We start from the raw sequence: 22,017 nt of genomic DNA on the forward strand, positions 1-22,017 counted from the left end.
GAGGATAACAAGTTATGAATAAACTTCGTATAAACCGGGTATCGTCATGGTTGTCTTGTCTGCTCGCCATCTCCATGCTGGCCGCTTGTTCGGAAGCTGGCGGAGGCGGCGGTACCCAGGGTCCGGCCAGCGATGCCAAGGCAGCCGGCGCAAGCGAGCAGGATAAACCGCTCACGGTGAAAATCTTCGCCGGCCTGTACAACGATGCGCCGGATATGAACAATGCCTACTGGACCGAATGGCAGAAGCGAACCAACACCAAGCTTGAGATGGAATGGGTGCCTTCCGGCGATATCGACACGAAGATGGATCTCGTCCTCGCCTCCGGCGATCTCCCGGAAATCCTATCTTCGCCGGACGCCAGCCGCCCTTCTCTTATCAAGGCGGCGAAGAACGGGGCTTTCTGGGATCTGACTCCCTTCCTCGGAGATTTCAGCGAATATCCGAATCTCAAGAGCAATCTGGCCCAGAACGCGCTGAAGTACTTGTCCGTTGACGGCAAGATCTATGCGCTGCCGCGCTCCCGCTCCCGGGTGGATCTTGGGCTGAAGATCCGCAAGGATTGGCTGGATAAGCTGAATATCCCCGTCCCGACTACACTCGATGAATATGCGGCGGCTCTCAAGAAAATCGTAGAGTCGGATCTGGACGGCAACGGCAAGAAGGATACGCTCGGCATCATCGGTCAAGGGGTCGTGGTCGACGACGGCACGTTTCTGTTTGCCGCAGGCTTCGGCGCGTATAATCCTACCTTCAACGAGGAGGGCGGCTTGATCGAAACCCGGCTTACGCCGCAGTGGGACGATATGATCGCCTACTTCCGGCAGATGTACGCCGACGGCGGACTGCCGAAGGAATTTTCGGTCATGAAGCGGACTCAGAACGAGGAGCTGTTCCGGACCGGCAAGGCGGCTTCCTACACGAACAGCATCTGGTGGGATGACGAGTGGGAGAAGGAAAACCGGAAAACCCAGCCGGACGCGAAAATTTTGAACCTGCTCCTGAAAGGACCGAAGGGCGACGTAGCGCTGGATCTCCAGACCGGAGTATCCGGCGGGTACTACATTTCCAAGAAGGTCCCGGAAGCCCGAGTGAAGCAGCTGCTTAAATATTTGGACTTTACCGCTTCCCAGGAGATGACGGACTTTGCTTACTACGGCATCGAGGGCGTTCACTACAAAGTCGTGGACGGGCAGAAGGTGCTGACGGAGCAAGGCGTAAAGGAAGTCAACGTGACCAGCAAAGGCGCAGGCGTCCTCGCCTATTCCAAGTGGGGGAAAGTCATCAGCGCTTCGGGCACCAAGGCGTTCAATGATGCGAAAATAAAAGAGGTGGAGCAGTTTGACGAACTGGGCAAGGTCAATCCCATGAAAGGCCTGATCTCCGACACCTGGCTCAATACATGGCCGAAGTACGAGAGTGAATGGAAGACCATGGAGGCCAAGGCGATCGTAGGACAAATTTCGATGGAAGAGTTCAAAGCCTATACCGCCAAGCTGAGAAACCTGCCTGAGATGAAAAAAGCATTCAAGGAATTTGCAGAAGCCTACAAGCTGTTTACAGGCAAATAAACGGATATGACCCCTTTCCTTTGTGGCTGCCGGACCCGCGTCCCTCCGGCGGCCGCAAAGTTTCTGTTTGTCTTGACGTATCGCGCTGCCGTCTGAAAGTTGATATACTGAAACGTGCCGAAACCTAATTTTTGGTCAAGGGATGTGATTGCATGAGAAGATGGCTGGCATTCATCCGAAGCTCCTTGTTTTCGTTAATGCCGCGAACCCATTACTTGAGGAGACTCATTTGGTTCGGATGCCTGACGGTGTCCATTCCGCTTGTCATCGCTGGAAGCGCTTACTATCAATACTCTGTCATCAAGCTGACCGCTCAGTTCAAGGAGGATGCGAAGGGCTCGCTGACCGTGGTTAAAGACCATATGGAGAATGTGCTGGGGAATATCGAGCAGGAGTCCTTGAAGATCGCCATCAATCCCCTGGCCAAAGAAAATATAGGCAAGGAAGGCTTCGGAACCGAGTGGTTTTTGCATATGTCCATTCAGGAGCTGCTTCAGGTTCACAAGAATTCCAACCACTTCATCGATGATATCGTGTTCTATGAAGGCTTATCCGGCGTGGTGTTATCGAATAATTACGGGTATGTGCTGCTGGACAGGTACAAAGACAAGGCGGATATTCATACGGCGCTGAGCTTAAGCTCGCCCGCTGCCTGGAGCTATCTTCCCGAGGGCCGCAAGCAGGGGTACATTTCCTACATCAGACGGATGCCCGACGTGCCTGCCGATCATCCTCAGGGCGTATTGATCATTCAAGTGAAAGAAGAATTGCTGCAGAAGCATATCATGACCTACGCCACTTATTCGAGGAGCCAGTCCTTATTCGTGCTGGACTCTCAGGACCGGATATTTATCCATTCGACGGATGAAGGGGCTGCCGGACCGTCGACCGAGGATAAGATCGGGTTGGACCTGATTCGCAAGCATGAGGACAGCTCGGGCCAATATGCGCTTAAGAGCGACAACGGCCAGTCGTATATTGGCGTGTTCCACAAGACAATGCTCGGGCGCACCTATATTTCCTTGCTCCCGGAGAATGAATTGCTCCAGCAGGTCGGGTGGATTCGCTGGTTGACGGTAAGCTCGGTGCTCGTCTTTCTGCTCCTCGGCATGCTGCTTACGTTCTTCTCCTCCCGGCTGGTCTATAACCCCATCGAGAATCTGATCAAATACGGCGAGAAGCTGCAGAGAGGCCGGGGAATCGACCCGAGGGGCAATGAGATCGAATTCATCCAGTCCTGTCTCGGCTATCTCAATGAGCAAGCCCAGGCGCTGGAGCGCTATATCCAAAAAACACAGCCCAGTCTCAGGAACCAGCTGCTTAAGAAGCTGTTGAAGAGCTCTGCCGTCAACCGGGGCTCGCTGGCCGACGAATGTGCGGAATTTCAAATTCCTACGAACGGCTCCTTCCTGGTGCTGGTCACACGAGTGGAAAATTTATTCAATGAAAAACGATTTATGCCCAACGAGAATGCCATCGTCCTGTTTGCCATAACGAATGTCATCCAGGAGCTGCTTGCCAAATCTCCGATGGACGGCTATGTGCTGGAAGATAATGAAAGAGAGAGCATCACGATCCTCCACTTCAGCGAGGGGTTGAGCCGCGAACAGATGGCGGATATGACCCGAACGCTTGCGGAAGACATTCAATCTGCTTTAAGGCAGTATTTATCGTTTTCCGTATCCAGCGGAATCGGCGGTATCTGTACGAAAATCACCCATCTGTCGGAATCCTACAGGGAGGCCAGGGAAGCCTTGCAATACCGGATATTTAACGATACCCAGGCGATCTTGTTTTTCGACGAAATGGATGCTTCGCCCGCGCAGTCGCAGTTCTTCTATCCGCGCGAGCATGAGCGAGTGATTATTGCGGCCTTGTCCCGCGGCGAGCTGGGCTATGCGGAAAAAGGTCTGGAGCAATTTGCCCAGAGCGTAAGAGCCTCCGAGTCGTATCACACCATCTACCAGTGCTATCATGTCCTGCTTTCCTCGATCATCCAGTCGCTGGAGGAGGAGGGGCCGGGCGTCATAGACGCTCTGGAGGGTAACTGGTTCGATCAGCTGAAGGCCCGACAAACGGCGCGTGAGATTTATGACTGGTTTATCGAGACGATCTTCCCGCTGTATCAGAAGATGACGGAGGATTTCCGGAAGCAGAGCGTGAAGATTGCGATTCAAAAGGTGTGCAAGCATATTAGGGAAAACCCCGGTTCCAACTATTCGCTGATCGAGTGTGCAGACATGATCGGGATGAGTCCCTCCTACTTGAGCCGGATGTTCAAGAAGGAGGTCGGGGTTCCCTTTATTGAATATATGATGGAATTCAAAGTGGAGACGGCCAAGCAATCGCTTCAGGATACGGATCTCAGCGTGACCGAAATCGCCGGAATGGTAGGCTATTCCGAGCGGAATCTGAATCGCACGTTTCAACGCTATGTCGGCATGTCCCCCAAGCAGTACCGCATGTCGCACCGCTAAGCGGATCGCGTACGCGGCTTCCCGCCAGAGCGGCTTTGTCATCACCGTACGATCCGGGTGGCGAGCGGGACAATGCATGTCATGGCTTGCGGAGGTGTTCGGTGCAGCCCCGTAAAGCCTTGTTGTTCAAGGTCTATTACAGCCCGGCGCCCTGCCGTCTTTGGACAAAAATTGTCCTGCAGGCATTCATATGAATTGTCGGTTCAATGCCTCTCCGGTTCCGCCTATACTGAATCTAGCCCGACAGTTGGGGATATCAGGAGCCCAGATTCAGGAAGGAGAATCGTTACGTGAAGAAGCTGATCAATGAACCTCATGCGGTTGTGGATGAAATGCTGGAAGGCTACGCCTCCGCGTTCCCCCGGCATGTGCGGATGCTTCCCTCCCATAAGCGGTCCATCGTTCGAACCGGAGCCGGACGCCCGGGGAAAGTAGGTATTGTGACAGGAGGAGGAGCCGGTCATGAGCCTGCGTTCATGGGGCTGATCGGCCGCGGGATGGCAGACGGAGTAGCGGTAGGCAATGTGTTCGCCTCTCCTCCGCCCGACCCGATATTGGAGGTAACGAGAGCGGTGCATGGCGGTGCCGGCATTCTGTATTTGTATACCAACTATGCCGGCGACTGCATGAACTTCGATATGGCTGCGGAGCTGGCCGGGTTGGAGGGCATCCGCGTGGAGACGGTCCGGATCGCCGATGACGTAGCCTCCATGCCGGCCGCCCAGGCGGAGCGCCGCCGCGGTATCGCAGGGAGCTTCCTGGTATATAAAGCAGCAGGAGCTGCCGCCGATCTGAATCTGCCGCTCGAAGAGGTGGTCCGGGTGGCGAATCATGCGAAGGACCGCGTACGGACGATGGGCGTGGCCCTATCCCCTTGTTATATGCCTCAGACCGGACAGCCGAGCTTCGTACTTGGTGCGCAAGAGATGGAGATCGGACTGGGCATTCATGGCGAGCCCGGGATGTTAAGAGGGGATCTGGGCACGGCGGATGAAGTGTCAGGTATTTTGTTCGACCACATTGCGGAAGATATGCTGCTAACGGCAGGAGACCGGGTGGCGGTGCTTGTGAACGGTATGGGGGCGACCCCGCTTATGCAGCTTTGTATTGTATACCGCCATATCGCCAAGCTGCTGAGCGAACGCGGAGTCGAGATACACCGCTCCTACGTCGGCGAATATGTAACCTCATTGGAAATGGGCGGCTGTTCCGTGTCCATCATGAAGCTGGACGACGAGCTGGCCCGGCTGATCGATCACCCTGCGGAGACCGCATTTTTCGCTCAAGTGCAGGAGGGCCTCGCGTGATGCTGACCTATCGGAATTTTGCCGACATCTTGGTTGCCATTGCCGCGCGGATGGAGCTGGAGCAGGATTATTTGTCCGAGCTGGACAGGGCTTTGGGGGACGGGGACCACGGGGTGACGATGTCACTGGGCTGGCAAGCGATTGCCGACAAGGCCGGATCGTTCCAGCCGGAGGATTGCGGAGCCCTGCTGAAGGAGGCTGCGATGGCTTTCCTCAACGCGGTAGGGTCCTTGGTGGGCCCCTTGTATGCAACGGCCTTCCTGAGGGGCAGCGCTGTGCTGCAAGGCAAATCAACCTTAACCGAGGAGGACGTGATCGCCTTCTGGACGGCGGCGGTGCAGGGAATTCAGGAAAGAGGAAAAGCCCAGGTCGGCGACAAGACGATGCTGGACACCTGGATACCGGCCGTGGAGTCTCTGCAGAAGGCATATAGCGAGCAGAAGGACTTGGCAGCCTGCCTGCAGGAAGCGGCGTTGGCCGGCGAGCGGGGCATGACCTCGACGAAGGACCTGCTCCCCCGGCTCGGCCGCTCGAGCAGGCTGGGCGAACGCGCCCTGGGCCATCAGGACCCTGGCGCGACCTCGGCCTGGATCATCTTGTCGGTGTTCGCGGACCGTGTATCCGCCCTGCAGCAAGGTCATGTCTTGTAACCTCGATACTATGGTATAGAAGCGACTTTAAGAAACGAAACGGAGGCCTTATCCATGAACTATCGCACATTGGGAAGAACAGGCGTGCAGGTATCCAATCTTTGCTTCGGGGCGATGTCGTTCGGATCGATTGCGGACGAAGAAACCTCGAAGGCCATGTTCAACCGCTGCCGGGAGGTTGGCATTAATTTTTTCGATACGGCGGACGTGTATGCGGGAGGACGCTCGGAAGAAATTCTGGGAAGATTGATTGCAGACTGCCGCCAGGACATCGTGCTGACCTCGAAGTTTTGTTTGCCGATGGGCAAGGGCATCAACTCGAAGGGCATGTCCCGCCGGCATATGGTGCTCTCCGTAGAAGAAAGCCTGAGGCGGCTCGGTACGGATTGGATCGACGTCTATTTCGTCCATCACTTCGATGCCGAGACAGCGATCGAGGACACGCTTCGGGGCTTGGACGATCTGCAGAAGCAGGGAAAAATCCTGTATCCTGCCGTAAGCAACTGGGCGGCTTGGCAGATTGCCAAGGCGCTCGGCATTTCCAGCAAGGAAGGCTTGGCCCGCTTCGAATGTATCCAGCCGATGTACAATCTGGTTAAGCGCCAGACAGAGGTGGAAATTCTTCCTCTGGCGCAGTCCGAGCAGGTCGGCGTCATCACCTACAGCCCGCTTGCGGCCGGCCTCTTGACGGGCAAGTACAACGGGGGCGCCAAACCGGAGCAAGGCAGGTTCGTCGAGCATCAGGGCACCCAGCTGCGTTATGGGGAGCAGCAGCACTGGGACGTTGCCGAGCGCTTCCACAAGCATGCGGCCGAGCGGGGCGAGCATCCCGCATCCCTGGCTATTGCCTGGGTAATGGCCAATCCCGCCGTAACCGCTCCGATCATCGGCGCGCGGAACCTGGAACAGCTGGAGCCTCTGCTGGGGGCGCTCGATGTCCGGATGACGCCGGAGTGGCGGCAGGACATCTCGGCTTTGTCCATCGCCCCTCCCCCGGCCACAGACCGGACAGAAGAGCTGGCGTGATCTGACGTGACGCCTATTTGGGGGCCGTCGACTCCGGTAAGGGGTTGACGGCTTTGTGCGCATACGGCAGCATAAACAATAGATCGAGCAATACCTGGAAGGGATGGAGAGATGAATGATGAACATTGTCGTGTTGGACGGGTTTACCTTGAATCCCGGTGACTTGAGCTGGGATGCTCTGCATACGCTGGGCAGCGTCCGCGTGTATGACCGTACTCCGGAGGAAGAGATTGTCTCGCGGGCGGCCGGGGCCGATATCGTATTAACGAATAAAACGCCATTATCCCGGGACACCCTGGCGGATTTGCCAAAGCTTCAATATATCGGAGTGCTGGCCACCGGCTACAATATCGTGGATACGCAAGCCGCTGCCGAGCGGGATATTGTCGTCTCGAACATCCCCTCGTACGGCACCGATTCGGTCGCTCAATATGTGTTCGCTCTGCTGCTGGAGCTGTGCCATCGGGTGCAGCGGCATAGTGACGCCGTCCATCAGGGGGAATGGGAGCGAAGCTCCGACTTCTGCTTCACGAAGTCTCCGTTGACGGAGCTGGCCGGGAAGACGATGGGGATTATCGGACTTGGGAGAATCGGCTGGAGAACCGCCCGGATCGCCCAGGCCTTCGGCATGCAGGTTCTGGCCGCGGGCAGCGGCAGAACGCCGCTTACCTCGGAAGAGGGCGTACAGCGGGTGACGCTCGACCAACTGCTGAGCAGGTCGGACGTCGTCAGCCTGCACTGCCCTCTGACACCCGAGACGACCCGGCTCATCAACGCAGCGACGCTTGGCGCTATGAAGCCATCGGCCTTCCTGATCAACACCTCGCGCGGCGGTCTGATTGCCGAGCAGGACCTGGCGGACGCTCTTCGCGCGGGGACGATTGCCGGCGCGGCCCTCGACGTGCTGTCGGCCGAGCCGCCGGATGCGGATAACCCGCTGCTGCGCGCGCCCAATTGCATCATCACCCCGCACATCGCCTGGGCGACACTGGAAGCGCGCCGCCGATTAATGGACACAGCCGTGGACAACGTACGCTGCTTCCTACAAGGAAAGCCCGCGAATGTGGTGAATCGCGGGCAGTAAGCCTGTGAGGGCCGGGCCGGTGCTGGGGGGCCGAGTCGGGCCGGGGAGTCGAGCCGTTGCAGGCGGCAACGGCTTGGCGGCGTGGGCGGAGTACGCGGTGCGATGGGCGCGTGTAAGGGCGGGCGGTGCGATGGGCGCGGCGTGGACCTCAGGGACGCGGATCGGACCGCAGAGACCTTATTCGCCTCCAGAACCCCTTTTTGAGCAAGTTACGGACCCAGATGCCGTTATTGGTGCAGAAGGAGCGAATCACGGCGATGATTCAGCGAAATAGTGACTCCTCGGTCCGTTAAACTGCCAAATGGATGATTGGAGAGCCAATAGCGGCTCTGGAGTCCGTCAGACCTGATCGATTACCCCGGTACTTCGGTACTTCACCAGCACAGGGTAATCCCGTATTCCCATACAGACTACTTTCGTGATCCATAGCACAGGCTACCCTCGTACTCCATCAACACAGACTACTCCCGTACTCCATCACACAAACTACTCCCGTACTCCATCACACAAACTACTCACGTGCTTCGTCCACAAATACTATTCTCGTACTCCATCGGTACAGCCTCCTCAGTCCTTCTCTAACCAAAGTTACTCGATTACTTCACAACAGAAAAATAGCGGAACTACCGTGCGCCATCTCCCGATTCCTCCCCCTGGAGAGCCAAATCGTCCGATACGCACGGTTGTTCCGCTATGATTTCCTTCCGGCTGTAGAAGTCGAGCAAGCTCACAGCCTCTTCTGCTTGCGACTGCCCTAGCCGCTACCGATGACTTGCGGCGACTAGCCTAGCCTACGATTCGTCTAGTGTCCATGCACAGCTTACGATACGCCGTTCAGCTCGAGCTCATCCTCCTCATCGCGGTTGAATGCTTCGCGGTCGAACTCTCCCTCGGAGCTTGCGACCAGCAGGGAAGCGACGGTTGTTCCGGTCGCATTCACAGCCGTACGGCCCATATCCACCACAGCGTCTATCGCCAGAGTCAGGCCAATTCCTTCCAGCGGGAGACCGAGAGCGGTCAAGACGACCGTGGTCGAAATGGCGGCAGGTCCGGGCACGCCGGCTACCCCGACGGAAGAAATCACGCTGACCAGGACGATCAAGATATAATCGGACCAATCGAGCGGGACATTATAGACGCGGGCGACGAACACGGCGACGACAGCCGGCCATACGCCGCCGCAGCCGTTCATGTTGATCGTGGCGCCAAGCGGAGCAACGAAGCTTGCGATGCGGTCGGATACCCGGATTCGCTTCGTGATGACCTCCAGATTGACCGGCAGCGTCACATAGCTGCTTCGCGTCGTGAAGGCGACGGCGATAGTCGGGTACGCCTTTTTGAAAAACTTGATCGGATTAACCTTCGCCACGAACGCGACGAGTCCGCCGAATGTAAAGATAAAGTGGATAAGCAGCGCTGCATAGGTAGCCAGGATCAGCTTAATCAGCGGAGACAATGTCTCCATGCCGTAGCGTGCAGCCATCGCGGCGATCAAGGCATACACCCCGTAAGGAGTCAGCTTGATCACATATTTGATGACCTGATGCAGAATTTGTGCCAGCGAAGCGATCAGCTGCTTCACAGGCTCGACGACCTCCGGCTTCTTCGAGCCGACATGCACCATGGCGACTGCCACGAAGATGGCGAAGATCAGCACCGGCACGACCTTGCCGTTCGCAGCTTCATTGAACGGGTTGGACGGCAGCAGGTCGAGAATAACCTGGGAGAACGTCGGTACTTCGCGCGGCTTGAATTCCTTAACCGCCTCTTGCGCGATTCCCGCTCCCGGATCGACCAGCACGGCCACGATCACGCCGATCAGAGCGGCAATCCCTGTCGTGATCAGAAAGATCGAGATCGTTTTGACGCCGATTTTTCGCAGATGTCCCAGATTCGTTAAGGTCGTAATACTGTTAATCACGAGTACAACGACAAGGGGAATGACAAGCATCCGTACCAGATTAACATAAATACTGCCGATCGTACTGACGCTCTTGTAATCAAGCTTGTAGGTATTGAGCACAATGCCTACGATCAAACCCAACCCCAGAGCGATCAACACGCGATAGCCGAAGCCCACGCGCTTGCGCCCCAGGAAATACAGAAAACCGATAACAACCAGAGAGATCAGCAGGGTGATCCAGTTCGATTGAAATGCGGCTACAAGATTATTGTTCATCTTTCGTCATCCTTTCATGTTGTTAATACCAAGTTGATCACTGTGTTTTATAGGATAAAAACGATATTACTCCCCCTCACATGCTATGTCAATCATTTTTTTAACAAGCGGTCGATTATTCCAGATATACGGTCGGTATGCTCCCTTCAGAATCAGTGTGGTTGCCCGAAGTGGCGCTCGGTGGAGTTCATCTTGCTTTACTCGTAGAAAAAAGAGTCAAGCCGCAGACTTTGGAGGTCTACGGCCTGACTCTTCTCTTGTGCCATGCACGGTGGATGCGCATATCCGGCCAGCTTGCCCATATCCTTTGACTTCAACGCAGTGAGCACCTGGTGGATTGCATGCCCGGCGAGAGCGAGCTGCCAGAGGCAGGAAGTAATGCCCTGATGCCTGGAGCTGTGAAGCTGACGATACGCCGCTCATGCTTTCGCACCGCGTGCAGCTCCCAGCAGTGCGCGGTGTTTCGCTGCATGACGGCGGTCAGCCGGCTACATGCCCGGTCTCCTTAGTCAGCCGTGCAGCTCAGGACTTAGGAACCTTCAGCTTGACGACGGTTCCTTGTCCTGCCTCCGAGGAAACGATAAGCGTTCCCCCGACTCCGCGGGCGCGCTCCTCCATACTGAACAAGCCGACACCTTTGGCCCCCGCTCCCCGCTTGGAAAAGCCGGCTCCGCGGTCCTCCACGATAGCCTCCACATGGAAATCGTTCTCCTGCAGAGTAACCGACACCTCAGACACATCCGCATACTTGGCCACATTCGTAAGCGCTTCCTGAATCACACGGTAGATGGTCGTCTCCTCCTGCAGACCCAACCGGGTGCGGAGCTTGCAATCCAACCGGACTTCGATCCCGTAATGCCCCTGATAATTCTCAGCAAATGTCCGGATCGCAGGCACCACACCCAGATCATCCAACACCGAAGGACGGATCTCCCAGGCCAGGCCGCGTACCTCCTCCATAATGCCGGATACGGAGCGGCGCAGCTTCTCGAGCTCCAGGGCCGCTTCGCCTTCTCCGCTTTTTCCGATCAGCCGGTCCATCTGAATGATGAGCGAGAACAGGCTTTGTCCGATGCCGTCATGCAGCTCCCGGGAGAACCGGCGGCGCTCCTCTTCCTGAATCTGCATAACCCGGTTCATCATACCCTTAAGCTCATCCTGGACTCGCTTAAGCTCCGTCACTTCGTTGCGGACAGCCAAATATTGATAGGGCTCCCCCTGCTCGTCCAGGAAGGGAACGATTGTCGTATGTACCCAGTAGAAGCTGCCGTCCTTGGCCCTGTTGCGGATCTCGCCGCGCCATATGCGACCGGACGAGATCGTCTCCCACAGGCTGCGCATGAACGCTTTGTCATGGTAGCCGGAGTTGATGATCCGATGATCCTGACCGAGCAGCTCATCCCGCGAATATTTGGAAATTTCGCAGAATTTGTCGTTGATATATTGAATCTTCCCGCGATGGTCCGTTAGGGCGACGATGGACGATTCATCCAGCGCAAACTTCAAGTCCGTAAGCTGCTTCAAGGACTGCTTCAGCCGGGCAAGCACTTCCGCATCGGCAATATGCGAATCCAGCTGTGCAAGCAGCGCCGACACATCCTCCCCGATGATTTGAGGACATTCTTCGTCTTGTAAGCGGTGATTTCGGTTATTCAAAGTTCAACAACCCCTTTTTCAACGCAAATTTCACCAGCTCCGGTCTTGTCTTCAACCCCAGCTTCTCCATCACGTTGCTCTTATGGGTTTCCACCGTCTTTACGCTGATGACCAGCAGCTCGGCTATTTCCTTATTGGCGTAGCCCTTGGCCACCAAAGCCAATATTTCCTTCTCGCGCTCGGACAAGGAATCGTAGGTTCCCTTGTTCTCCGGGTTTTTCAGCTTCTCCAAATATTCGCTCATCAGTCTTTTGGTCGCCGTAGGGTATAGATAGGCATTGCCCGCCGCTACCGAACGGATGGCCGCCAGCAGTTCCTCATGAGGAGCGCTTTTCAAAATGTAGCCCGATGCCCCCGCCTGAATGGCGCGGAACAGGTACTCATCGTCGTCATGCATGGTCAATATAAGCACCGCCGTATCCGGGAGCGCCTTCTTCAGCTCTGTCGTGGCCGTCAGACCGTCCTTGCCGTGGGGCATACTGAAATCCATCAGCACCACATCCGGCTTCAGCTCAAGCGCGGCCCGCACGCCTTCGTCGCCTTCCGTCGCCTCGCCGATCACCTTGAGATCGGGCTTATCGCTCAGCAGCATGGTCAGGCCCGACCGGACGACGGCGTGGTCATCGACCACGATGATTGTAATCATTCGCTTACCTACCTCCTTGGGCCGGGATGGCCTGCTTGTTCAGTATGTAGAGTGCTCTCCTTCTCATCATATAGCAAAAAATGAATCCCCTCAATCGCCTTCGGCGATTTTGGGGATTCATCGGATAAGCCGGAAAGCCCCGGCCTCGGCTTGCTCAATGACCTCTTGCCCGTATACCAGGCCGGACCGGCTGCCCAACAGCAGGACACCCGATACCGCCTCCCCCGTCTCCCGCTTGGGGACGGGCAGCGCGAGCGCGGTCTGCAGCTTCTCCGCCAGCATCACGGGACATTCCCGGGCGAAAGCCGGCGTCCGCTCCATATCCGCCGTCACATAGCGGCCCAGCTTGAGTGCCGTACCGGCCAAACCTGAACTTCCCCGCCGGAAGCTCATACGCCGGTACCGATCGTTTCGGCTGCCCACCACACAGGTCCATACATACGGTCCATGCTCCCGACCTTCATCCGCCACCCAGGCCAAGGCAGCCATATCGCTGAAGGTCAGCTCTTGAAGCCGCCGAAGCTCCTCATACACGTGATCAGGCCGGACCAGCTCCGCCTTCGTCAGCATGAACCCGTCCAGAGGCCCCGCCCCGGCAACACCCGTTCCGCCGCCAGTCTGCTCCAGCCCGTCACGCCTCGCTCCCGTTCTCTCCTCCTGATCCATCATACCCCTCCTCTCCACACCTCATGACACGCCCCTGCTTTTGTATGTTCTTATTGTAACGCCGCAGCCGCAGAAAGTAAGTCAGGGAATACCCTGAATCTGCAGAGTGAAAACACGGAGGGGAAAAACGCTGAATTCCCCCGTCGCATGGCCCTCCTCCCGGAATAGGGGTGTGAGAAATCTCACAGCAAACTTCAGGGGATTTCCCCGCGAAGATCAGGTCTTCCCCCGATAACCGAAAGCAGCAGAGTGCGGTATGATGAAGGCAACAGAAAACAAATGGGAGATGATCGGAATGACGACAGGTACAATGCTGGTGAACGGAACGAAAAAGGGCGGTACTTCCTCTAACCGCAATATGCAAAATGTACATGATCGGGAGCAGCAAGGTATCCTGGGCGTTCACGCCGTATTCTCCCCGGAAAATTTCGAGAAGCTGACCGGCATTATGTATAAGAAGTCCGCCGAAGCGGGCAGCGTGCTTTACTGGGAAGGCGACAAGGCGGATAAGCTTTATTTTCTGATAAAGGGCCGTGTGAAGGTGACGAAAAGCTCGGATGACGGGCGGACCTTTACTTTGTCTCTCCATCAGGCCGGAGATTTGTTCGGACAGCTGGATCCATTCCAGGACTCCGAGCATGCCTGCAGCGCCGAGATGACGGAGGACGGAGAGATCGGCATCCTGCAGCGCAAGGATCTGGAGGTTCTGCTGTGGCAGCATGGCGATCTGGCCATCGAATTTATGCGTTGGATGGGTCTGGCCCACCGCATCACCCAAACCAAGATGCGCGATCTGATGATGTTCGGCAAACCCGGAGCGTTGTGCTCTCTGCTCATTCGGCTGAGCAATTCCTGTGGAATCGAGAAGAACGGCAAAATCAGGCTGGATATCCGCATGAGCAACTCCGAGATGGCTGACATGATCGGAGCGACCCGGGAAAGCGTCAACCGGATGCTGAACGATATGAAGAAGGAGGGCGTCATCGAGATGGACGGAGGCTCCATCACCATCCTGAATCTCGCCTACCTGCGCGGCGTGTGCCAATGCGAGAGCTGCCCGAAGGAAATATGCCGGATGTAATCTGAACTGCGCTTTAAGCCCTGTGATCGGCCATGCATTCACGGTCGGCTAGACTAACCCTTTAATCTTCGGATTAAGGGGTTTTTGTCTGTTTAAGCGCTCATTCAAACGGTTTATAGAATGTTTGGAGCGAAATGTCGAATACTAACGAAAAACAAGGGGATGGCCATGAAGCGTTTGCTCGCTATTTATCGGAACGATATGAACCGGATCGGCCGGAACTGGGCGGCCACCATCATCATTGCTGGCCTTGCCTTCCTGCCCTCGCTCTATGCGTGGTTTAATATTCTTGCCTCGTGGGACCCTTATTCCAATACGGGTTCCTTGGCGGTCGCCGTCGTGAATGAAGACCGCGGCTCCACCGTACAAGGAAAGGAAATTAAGCTCGGGGATGAGATTATCGCGTCGCTCCGTGACGACCGCCGGATCGGATGGGTGTTCGCGGATGCCGCAGATGCCGAGCAGGGGGTGCTGTATGGAACGTACTTCGCCAGTCTAACCCTCCCTGCGGACTTCTCCGAGCGCATCGCCTCGGTACTGACCCAGACCCCGCAGAAGGCGGAGATTTTGTATAACGTGAATGAGAAAACGAATGCGATCTCGCCGAAAATTACGTCCAAGGGCGCAAGCGGCATCCAGGATGAGATAACCCGGCAGTTTATCAAAACGGCCAACGGGATCATCTTCCAGATCATGAATGAAGTCGGGCTGGAGCTGGAACGCGAGCTGCCTGCGATCGATGCGGGCAAGGCCGTGCTATTCCGGATCGAAGGACTGCTCCCCGAGCTGAATCAGCTCGTCGATACCGGGCTGGGCGATCTGGATAAAGCGGCGGCCATTGCCGCCAAAGCAGAGAGCTACGTCCCTGAAATCGCCAAGCTTGCCGAAACCGGACAAGCGGCTACTCAGCAGCTCGGGGCTTGGATCGAGCGCGGCGGCGAAGCCCTCGATACGCTGTCCCCCGGCATCAAGCAGGATCTGTACCTGCTCCAGCAAGCGGCTATCGGCGCCAAGCAGCTGACGGCCCTGCTGGAGGATGCGAAGCTCGATCCCGCCGTCCTGCAAACTGAGCTGGGCCGCATCAGCCGCCGTCTCGCCGTCGCAAGCGACGTGAACAGCAAGCTGATCTCGCTGTTCGAAAGGCTGAACGGTCTTACCGGCGGGAAGGGCTCGGCGCTCGCGGCGGAGAAGCTCCAGCAGCTGCAGCGCAGTTTGCAGCTTCAAGCGACGATCGCCCAGCGTATATCGATTGCGATAGCTGCCGGCGAGAAGCCGGCGGATGCGCTGATCGCCGACCTCGGGCGCGTCTCGCAAGATATTATCAACGGGCTGGACGACGTGATCGGGCGATATGATACGGAGATTGCTCCGGGGATTGCCGAGGGTGCGGAAGCAGCCAAGAAGAAGCTGCAGCAGGCCCATGACGCGCTTGCCGACGCCGCCGCTAGCATCCCCGATCTGAGCAAGATCGTCAGCGACACAGGACGCGGCCTGGCGGCCGGCAAGTCGGAGCTGGCGGCCGTGAAGAAGGCGCTTCCTGCCGTCGAAGCTAGAATCAAGGAGCTTGCCGATCGGGTCAGAGCCTTCGAGAAGCAAGGGAACCTGTTGGAAATATTGCGCCTGCTCAAGCTCGATGCCCAGAAGGAGAGCGAATTTTTCGCCGAACCGGTCATCTTAAAGGAGAACCGGCTGTTCCCGATTCCGAACTATGGATCGGCCATGTCGCCTTTTTTCACGACGCTGTCGCTCTGGGTCGGCGCTCTTCTGCTCGTCTCGCTGCTGACCGTAGAGGTTTATGAGGAGGGCGTCCATTTTAAAAGCTACCAGGTATATCTTGGGCGTTATTTGACCTTCCTGACCATAGCGCTCGTGCAATCGTTATTTGTGACCTTGGGCGATCTCTTCCTGCTCCATACCTATGTGGCGGAGCCGGTCTGGTTTATTGTCTTCGGTCACCTCGGCGAACTGCCCCTCTGCCGCCCGTTCCTGGGTATACGCACGAATCACGCGGATGCCGGATACCGTCTCCAGTACGCCTTCGTTCATATTGCCGAACGCATCCTGCGCCTGCATGAACCGATTGTGAATCCATCCCCCATACAGGCTGACAAGCAGCGAGAGCCTGCCCGTTCTTGTATACCGCGAAGGTATCCAACTCCATACGGAGCTCCCCGTATTCAATCGCCCTCCGCCCGCTGTCTGCCGGGCTATTCCCCGATGGAGCCGCCGCCTGCGCATACCGGGTGGCCCGGCGGATCCCCGCCCGAATACGGGCGGTCAGCTCGATCAAGGAGAACGGCTTCGCCATATAATCATCGGCGCCGAGCCCCAGCCCAAGTGCCTTGTCCACTTCGCCATCCTTGGCCGACAGGATCAGCACAGGCGCGAGACTCCGCTCGCGAATGATGTGCAGCAGCTCCATGCCCCCCAGCCGGGGCAGCATGAGGTCCAGCACAATCAAATCATAATCCCTCTCCCCGACTAGACGGGCCCCCTGCTCGCCATCGTAGGCGCAATCTACCGCGAACCCTTCCTTCGTCAGAAAGCCGACGACCATTTCACTGATTTCCGGATCGTCCTCCACTAGCAAAATACGGTTCTCCATAGGTCTGTGCATCCTCCGTTGCCCGAATTCCCTTAAGTTTCCTGTACAAGTATTCGCTGGCCGGGGACCGTTCTCCTCTTGACGAGGGTTTTGTCACGTCTCTTATAAGAATCTACTCTCATCACACCATACTTGAAGCTCCTCCATTTATTTGGCTCTTGCTCGAAATCAAAGCTATGAGCTTGGTAAGTGACTGCCTCGGGGCCCGGTCGTTCGAAGCCGCTTGTTATTGGTCTGAGAGTCGTCAACGGCTGATTGCGGGTTGCTTTTTGCTGGTTGATAAGAGTGGCTGTTTGGAGTGCTGGATTAGTAGTTTTCCAAAAAATGCCCGCCGTCAGTTTCGATAACTAATAGCGGGCACTTTCACACTATTTAATTGTTTGCTGCAGCGATTCAGACACAGCTTAAGCTGGCAGGCAAGCCACGCAGCACGGTCGCTTGTACCCGTAGCCGCCCCATCCCTGAGACACCTGAGAAGCATAAAAAGATTCAGATCGCTTACGAAGAATACTCACATCGTCACTAGGAATGCTACGCATGCGCTAGCTCCCCCTGCTGAATCCGGTACATCTGCGCATATCGGCCGCCGAGCTGCAGCAGCTCGTCATGGCTGCCCCGCTCGACGATCTCACCCCGGTCCAGCACAAGAATCTGATCGGCATTCTTCACGGTGGACAGTCGGTGAGCGATGACAAACGTCGTCCGGCCCTGCTTCACCACGTCCAGCGCCTGCTGGATCAGCGCCTCCGTCTCCGTGTCTATATTCGACGTCGCCTCATCCAGGATCAGGATCGCCGGATCGAAGGCGAGCGCCCGGGCGAATGAGATCAGCTGCCGCTGTCCGGCAGACAGCGTGCTGCCCTTCTCGATTACCGGCTCGTCGAGCCCCCGAGGCAGATGCCGGAGCAGCTGATCGGCCCCCACATCGATGAGGGCTCGCTCGATCCGCTCACGGGTAATGGCGGGATCGCCGAGCGAGACGTTAGAGCCGATCGTCCCCGCGAACAGGAGGTGCAGCAATCGCTGACGGTGCTGGTGGAAAATTTGCCCAAGCTGGCCGAAATGGTCACGCTGCTGACTAAAACCTACGATGTCGTGCAAAGCCTCGCAACGGACCAAGTATTCATCGACGATATCAAAGGCGGAATCGGTGAAGTCGCTATGCCGATCGTCGAAGGCGCCAAGAATCTGGCTGCCAACGCTATTGAAGCCAATGACCGTGCTCAAGCAGAGACGGCAACCATTGGCCTGTTCGGGCTGCTCAAGATGCTGAAGGATCCGCAAGTTCAAAAAACCTTCCGCTTTGCCCAAGCTTTCCTGGAAATCTCGGCAGAACGCAACCAACAAAAACGCCAAGGCGAATAATTCGTTAAACCAGAACGGAGGATAAGTATGTCGAAGCACATTTTGATCTTGGGCGGCGGTTATGGCGGCCTGCTCAGCGCCCTGACTGCGCGTAAATATCTCACCCCGGAGGAAGCGACGATTACGGTCGTCAACAAGACGCCTTCCCACCAAATCATCACCGAACTGCACCGTCTGGCTGTCGGCAACCTGACGGAGCAAGCTGTAGCGCTTCCGCTGGAGAAGCTGCTGCGCGGCAAGGATATCAACCTGCGGATCGACACGGTCGAGACGATCGGTCTGGACGAGAAGCGCGTTGTCCTGAAGAGCGGCATCACGTACAACTATGACGCACTCGTCATCGCCCTCGGCAGCGAAACGGCATACTTCGGTATCCCGGGTCTGCAGGAGAACAGCTTCACGCTGAAATCCGTAGACGATGCCAACCGTATCCGCGCTCACGTGGAAGAGCGGATAGAGGAATACGCAAGAACGAAAAACAAAGCGGATGCTACCTTTGTAGTCGGCGGCGGCGGCTTGACCGGGATCGAATTGGTCGGCGAGCTGGCGGACATGCTCCCTGGGCTGTGCCGCAAGAAGGGCGTAGACTTCAATGACGTGTCGCTGTACACGGTTGAAGCCGCTCCTTCCATCCTGATGGGCTTTCCTGCCGAGCACATCGAGCGCGCACAAACGAGCCTCGAGAAGCGCGGCGTGAAATTCCTGATCGGACTTGCCATTACCGAAGCTACGGAAACGACGGTATTCTTGAAGGATGGCAGCACGATCGAGACGAACACGGTCGTCTGGACTGGCGGCGTACAAGGCAACTCGCTCGTCGGCGCTTGCGGCATCGAAGTGAACCGCGGCCGCGCGACAGTGAGCGAGACGCTCCAATCCGTATCGCATCCTGACGTGTACGTGGCGGGCGACAGCGCGGTCGTTATGGGTCCTGAGGGCCGTCCGTTCCCTCCAACCGCTCAGCTTGCTTGGCAGATGGGCGAGACGATCGGCTACAACCTCTTTGCAAACTTCAAGGGCGCTCCGACAGAAGCCTTCAATCCTGTCTTCTCCGGTACGCTTGCGAGCCTGGGCCGCAAGGATGGTATCGCGACGATCGGCGCGAGCCAAACCCGCCTGAAGGGACTTCCGGCATCGCTGATGAAAGAAGCGAGTAACGTTCGTTACCTTTCGCATATTAACGGCTTGTTCTCGCTGGCCTACTAATAGACAGTCACCTGGTTAAACCCGCCCTTCCTCGTCGAGAGAGGGCGGGTTTTTTGTATCCCCCGATAGAGAAGTCGAGAGTGTCTATGAGCTCGGGTAAGCGGCTTGGCTTGGGGCCCGATCGTTCGAAGCCGTATGTTATGGGCGAGTGAGTCGTTAACGGATTTTCCACACCAAGAAGCCCATTTTTCGAGACCGGGGCAGCTCTTCCTGCTTCCAGCGGGGCAGGTTCAATCCTACGGCACATCGGGCGGCGACACGTTCGGAAAGTACTGGTGCCATTTTACGGCGAAGACCGGCGACCTGCCTTTATTCCAGCTGCTCGACATCCCCCTCTTCATAGAGGTTGAACAGCCGGAACGGCTTCAGGAAACATTCCGGCAGCTTATCCACTGGCATCGCGAGGACAGCTTAAGCGCCGGCCTGAGGGTGAACGCCCTGCTGCTTGAGCTGCTCGCCACCTACCTCGACACGGCCGGCAACGTCCGATTCAGCACCGGGGCCTCGGCCTCCTTGGATAAGATTAATCAGGTGCTGCGCTATATCGACGAGCATCTGTCCGAGCATCTGTCGCTGGAGGAGCTCTCGCAGGTCGCCCATTTTCACCCCAACTATTTTATTCGGGTATTTAAAAACACGACCGGCGTCTCGCCCATCCAATACGTCAACCGGCGGCGCATGGAGAAGGCCAAGCAGCTGCTCTCCTTCTCCCCGCTTAACGTATCGGAGATCGCTGATTCGCTTGGCCTTGAGATGCCTTACTTCTCCCGCATGTTCAAGGATCATACCGGCTTCTCGCCGAGCCAGTTCCGCGACATGTACCCCTCTTCATGAACCCGGCGCAAGACAAGAAGCCAGCTTTCGCTCCCGTCAAGCGGGAAGCGGAAGCTGGCTTCTTGGGGCGATGCTCACGTCCTTATTTCGGCACGTCTTATGGATAGAACGTATTGGCCTTCGTCGTCGTCGCGCACCACCGGGACTGGAACAGCTCGCGGATCAGCACATCGTGAGCCTCCGGCGTACCTATATAGCGGAGCGCTTCCGCAGCATGGGCGCGTACGTACCGGTTCTCGTCATCCAGCGAGCGCTCCAGCGCGGGTACGGCGGCTTCGCCGGCACGCCCGAGGCGGGTCAGAGCCAGCCCAGCCATAAAGCGGACCTGCGTATCCTCGTCCTGCAATCCCCGGATCAGCCCGTTCACCGCACCGGGCGCATCCGGACCGATCATCCCGAGCGTCTCGACGACGGCACGGCGTATGTCGGCCGATGGCCCTTCCAGCAAGCCGATCAGCTTAGGCACAGCCAGGGCGGCAAGCTGCCGCAATTCGCCCAAGGCGAACGCGGCATGGACCACCGTAGCCTCGCGAGCTTCGTCCAGCGCTGCGGTCAGCCCCGGGACGGCCTCCTTCCCGCTCACGGATAAGCCGTAAGCCGCGAGGCGGGACACCTCGGTCCTCTCATGCTTCAGCGCCGCGAGCAAAGCCTCTACCCCGCCTTTGCCGCGGGAAGCCAGCTCGTATGCGGCATTCAGCGCATGGGGCTCATAAGCGTCCTCCAGCTGCAGAGCTAGCTCCCGGATAGCGGTAGCATCGTCAGGCCGCGTTCCGGCTATGCTGCCGATGCTGCCCGACAGCCAGCTCCAGGTTTCCTCCCACTGGCGGTCATGCGCCGTCATTCCCGGAGCAAGGCCGGCCGGCGTAGACCATGGGACTCCCTGGGCGTCCCAGCTCGGCTTCGCAGGAGCTTGCGTCCGCATGAATTCGAACTTCAGCATATACCTCGGGTTGCCGAGCACATTCGGCGTGGAGCGATGCCAGATGTCGTAATGGATCAGCGCGAAGGTGCCGGCCTTGCCGCTGGCCAGCGCCTCTCCGGCCGCATCGTCCTTGTCGAAAACCCGCGTCTCGTAATTCTGGGTTCCCGGCATAATCCCTGTCGGTCCGAGCTCAGGCGGCGTATCCTGCGGGAAATACATAATCATCGCCCACCACGGATGATGATTGCGCATCCGTCCGTATCCCCAGTAGCTGTCCTTATGCCAGCCGCCGGCGACCGGATTGGCATTGAAGTGGCCGTGTCTGTGGGCATGCAGCATATAGTCCGGGCCGAGTACGCTGGTCAGGGCGCCGGTAATGACCGGGTGGTCGAATATTTTCTGGATCTCGCGGATCCGCGGCAGCAGATTATTGCCCGGGTTTCCCTCTTCCTCATATACTTTGTTTAACTGGGTCATCAGGCTTTCGTGAAAGGCCTCTGAAAAATCCGTGTGCAAGATCAGGTAACCGTTCGTAATAAATTGCTTCATCTGCTCATCATTCAGTAAAAGCGGGCTCTTCCTGTCCATCCTCGTATTCATCCTCCCTGTATACCGGAATAACTTGATTATAGAAAGGAATGGGAGAAATAGGGATGGAGGAAGCTAAGCGGAATTTGGATAATATTATCTTACTTCCGTTTCCCCGCCTTTGGTCCAGTCTACAAACCGCCACAGGTCGGTT

At 57.1% G+C, this 22,017-nt stretch carries 17 protein-coding genes and 2 pseudogenes; 12 read left to right on the plus strand and 7 right to left on the minus strand.

The genetic code is table 11. The features are described from left to right. Positions 1-14 precede the first annotated feature (14 nt). From GSF01_RS05345 to GSF01_RS05375, 7 genes are all read left to right on the plus strand, one after another. Positions 15-1,571, plus strand: coding sequence for a type 2 periplasmic-binding domain-containing protein (locus tag GSF01_RS05345; RefSeq protein ID WP_159881987.1), 1,557 nt, complete (start codon positions 15-17; stop codon positions 1,569-1,571). Between the two features lie 152 nt (positions 1,572-1,723). Next, positions 1,724-4,048, plus strand: a complete 2,325-nt coding sequence (locus GSF01_RS05350) for a helix-turn-helix domain-containing protein (protein ID WP_159881988.1) — start codon at positions 1,724-1,726, stop codon at positions 4,046-4,048. A 290-nt stretch (positions 4,049-4,338) separates the two neighbouring features. After that, positions 4,339-5,355 (plus strand): dihydroxyacetone kinase subunit DhaK, encoded by a 1,017-nt coding sequence (locus GSF01_RS05355; RefSeq protein ID WP_159881989.1) that lies wholly within the window; start codon positions 4,339-4,341, stop codon positions 5,353-5,355. Continuing rightward, positions 5,355-6,005: a dihydroxyacetone kinase subunit DhaL gene (gene dhaL / locus GSF01_RS05360; RefSeq protein WP_159881990.1), complete on the plus strand. Its 651-nt coding sequence runs from the start codon at positions 5,355-5,357 to the stop codon at positions 6,003-6,005. Before GSF01_RS05355 ends, dhaL begins: the two co-directional genes overlap by 1 nt. A 54-nt stretch (positions 6,006-6,059) precedes the next feature. Beyond that, the gene (locus tag GSF01_RS05365; RefSeq protein WP_159881991.1) at positions 6,060-7,031 is read left to right on the plus strand and encodes an aldo/keto reductase; all 972 of its coding nucleotides are present in this window, start codon (positions 6,060-6,062) and stop codon (positions 7,029-7,031) included. Positions 7,032-7,149: 118 nt separating this feature from the next. Further along, on the plus strand, positions 7,150-8,115 hold the full coding sequence (locus GSF01_RS05370) for a D-2-hydroxyacid dehydrogenase (RefSeq protein WP_159882071.1): 966 nt from the start codon (positions 7,150-7,152) through the stop codon (positions 8,113-8,115). Between the two features lie 19 nt (positions 8,116-8,134). Further along, positions 8,135-8,389 (plus strand): hypothetical protein, encoded by a 255-nt coding sequence (locus GSF01_RS05375; protein ID WP_159881992.1) that lies wholly within the window; start codon positions 8,135-8,137, stop codon positions 8,387-8,389. 546 nt (positions 8,390-8,935) lie between these two features. Here the strand turns inward: GSF01_RS05375 and GSF01_RS05380 are convergent. From GSF01_RS05380 to GSF01_RS05395, 4 genes are all read right to left on the minus strand, one after another. Then, the gene (locus GSF01_RS05380; RefSeq protein WP_159881993.1) at positions 8,936-10,294 is read right to left on the minus strand and encodes a cation:dicarboxylate symporter family transporter; all 1,359 of its coding nucleotides are present in this window, start codon (positions 10,292-10,294) and stop codon (positions 8,936-8,938) included. Positions 10,295-10,816: 522 nt separating this feature from the next. Beyond that, positions 10,817-11,950 (minus strand): PAS domain-containing sensor histidine kinase, encoded by a 1,134-nt coding sequence (locus tag GSF01_RS05385; RefSeq protein ID WP_159881994.1) that lies wholly within the window; start codon positions 11,948-11,950, stop codon positions 10,817-10,819. After that, a complete protein-coding gene (locus GSF01_RS05390; protein ID WP_159881995.1) occupies positions 11,943-12,596 on the minus strand; it encodes a response regulator transcription factor in 654 nt (217 codons plus the stop codon). Before GSF01_RS05390 ends, GSF01_RS05385 begins: the two co-directional genes overlap by 8 nt. Positions 12,597-12,713: 117 nt before the next feature. After that, positions 12,714-13,265: a hypothetical protein gene (locus GSF01_RS05395; protein ID WP_159881996.1), complete on the minus strand. Its 552-nt coding sequence runs from the start codon at positions 13,263-13,265 to the stop codon at positions 12,714-12,716. 355 nt (positions 13,266-13,620) lie between these two features. Here GSF01_RS05395 and GSF01_RS05400 point away from each other — a divergent pair, with 355 nt between their 5' ends. Continuing rightward, positions 13,621-14,343, plus strand: a complete 723-nt coding sequence (locus GSF01_RS05400; protein WP_159882072.1) for a Crp/Fnr family transcriptional regulator — start codon at positions 13,621-13,623, stop codon at positions 14,341-14,343. Between the two features lie 201 nt (positions 14,344-14,544). Next, positions 14,545-16,749, plus strand: a complete 2,205-nt coding sequence (locus GSF01_RS30315; protein ID WP_407945743.1) for a YhgE/Pip domain-containing protein — start codon at positions 14,545-14,547, stop codon at positions 16,747-16,749. Here the strand turns inward: GSF01_RS30315 and GSF01_RS30320 are convergent. After that, positions 16,667-16,960, minus strand: a pseudogene (locus GSF01_RS30320) (response regulator); the annotation flags it as partial. The gene GSF01_RS30315 and the pseudogene GSF01_RS30320 overlap by 83 nt on opposite strands. A gap of 519 nt (positions 16,961-17,479) precedes the next feature. Next, positions 17,480-17,908: pseudogene (locus tag GSF01_RS05415) on the minus strand (ATP-binding cassette domain-containing protein); the annotation flags it as partial. Between GSF01_RS05415 and GSF01_RS05420 the strand changes: the two are divergent. The 3 genes from GSF01_RS05420 (at position 17,846) to GSF01_RS05430 (ending at position 20,353) form a co-directional block, all read left to right on the plus strand. Next, positions 17,846-18,313 (plus strand): DUF1641 domain-containing protein, encoded by a 468-nt coding sequence (locus tag GSF01_RS05420; protein ID WP_159881998.1) that lies wholly within the window; start codon positions 17,846-17,848, stop codon positions 18,311-18,313. The pseudogene GSF01_RS05415 and the gene GSF01_RS05420 sit on opposite strands and share 63 nt — an antisense overlap. 27 nt (positions 18,314-18,340) lie before the next feature. Continuing rightward, positions 18,341-19,519, plus strand: coding sequence for an NAD(P)/FAD-dependent oxidoreductase (locus tag GSF01_RS05425; RefSeq protein WP_159881999.1), 1,179 nt, complete (start codon positions 18,341-18,343; stop codon positions 19,517-19,519). Between the two features lie 105 nt (positions 19,520-19,624). Then, complete coding sequence (locus tag GSF01_RS05430) at positions 19,625-20,353, plus strand: helix-turn-helix domain-containing protein (protein WP_159882000.1); 729 nt, start codon at positions 19,625-19,627, stop codon at positions 20,351-20,353. 97 nt (positions 20,354-20,450) lie between these two features. Here the strand turns inward: GSF01_RS05430 and GSF01_RS05435 are convergent, their stop codons facing one another. Continuing rightward, a complete protein-coding gene (locus GSF01_RS05435; RefSeq protein ID WP_235941298.1) occupies positions 20,451-21,863 on the minus strand; it encodes a HEAT repeat domain-containing protein in 1,413 nt (470 codons plus the stop codon). Positions 21,864-22,017: the final 154 nt, after the last annotated feature.

This window comes from Paenibacillus puerhi (assembly GCF_009846885.1).
GTDB classification, from domain to species: Bacteria; Bacillota; Bacilli; order Paenibacillales; family NBRC-103111; genus Paenibacillus_G; species Paenibacillus_G puerhi.

Bases quoted from the DNA above. Each gene is read 5' to 3' on its own strand.
- GSF01_RS05345 (WP_159881987.1), top strand. From the start codon at position 15: ATGAATAAACTTCGTATAAACCGGGTATCGTCATGGTTGTCTTGTCTG.
- GSF01_RS05350 (WP_159881988.1), top strand. From the start codon at position 1,724: ATGAGAAGATGGCTGGCATTCATCCGAAGCTCCTTGTTTTCGTTAATG.
- dhaL (WP_159881990.1), top strand. From the start codon at position 5,355: ATGCTGACCTATCGGAATTTTGCCGACATCTTGGTTGCCATTGCCGCG.
- GSF01_RS05365 (WP_159881991.1), top strand. From the start codon at position 6,060: ATGAACTATCGCACATTGGGAAGAACAGGCGTGCAGGTATCCAATCTT.
- GSF01_RS05370 (WP_159882071.1), top strand. From the start codon at position 7,150: ATGAACATTGTCGTGTTGGACGGGTTTACCTTGAATCCCGGTGACTTG.
- GSF01_RS05380 (WP_159881993.1), bottom strand. From the start codon at position 10,294: ATGAACAATAATCTTGTAGCCGCATTTCAATCGAACTGGATCACCCTG.
- GSF01_RS05390 (WP_159881995.1), bottom strand. From the start codon at position 12,596: ATGATTACAATCATCGTGGTCGATGACCACGCCGTCGTCCGGTCGGGC.
- GSF01_RS05395 (WP_159881996.1), bottom strand. From the start codon at position 13,265: ATGATGGATCAGGAGGAGAGAACGGGAGCGAGGCGTGACGGGCTGGAG.
- GSF01_RS05400 (WP_159882072.1), top strand. From the start codon at position 13,621: ATGCAAAATGTACATGATCGGGAGCAGCAAGGTATCCTGGGCGTTCAC.
- GSF01_RS30315 (WP_407945743.1), top strand. From the start codon at position 14,545: ATGAACCGGATCGGCCGGAACTGGGCGGCCACCATCATCATTGCTGGC.
- GSF01_RS05420 (WP_159881998.1), top strand. From the start codon at position 17,846: ATGCCGGAGCAGCTGATCGGCCCCCACATCGATGAGGGCTCGCTCGAT.
- GSF01_RS05425 (WP_159881999.1), top strand. From the start codon at position 18,341: ATGTCGAAGCACATTTTGATCTTGGGCGGCGGTTATGGCGGCCTGCTC.
- GSF01_RS05435 (WP_235941298.1), bottom strand. From the start codon at position 21,863: ATGGACAGGAAGAGCCCGCTTTTACTGAATGATGAGCAGATGAAGCAA.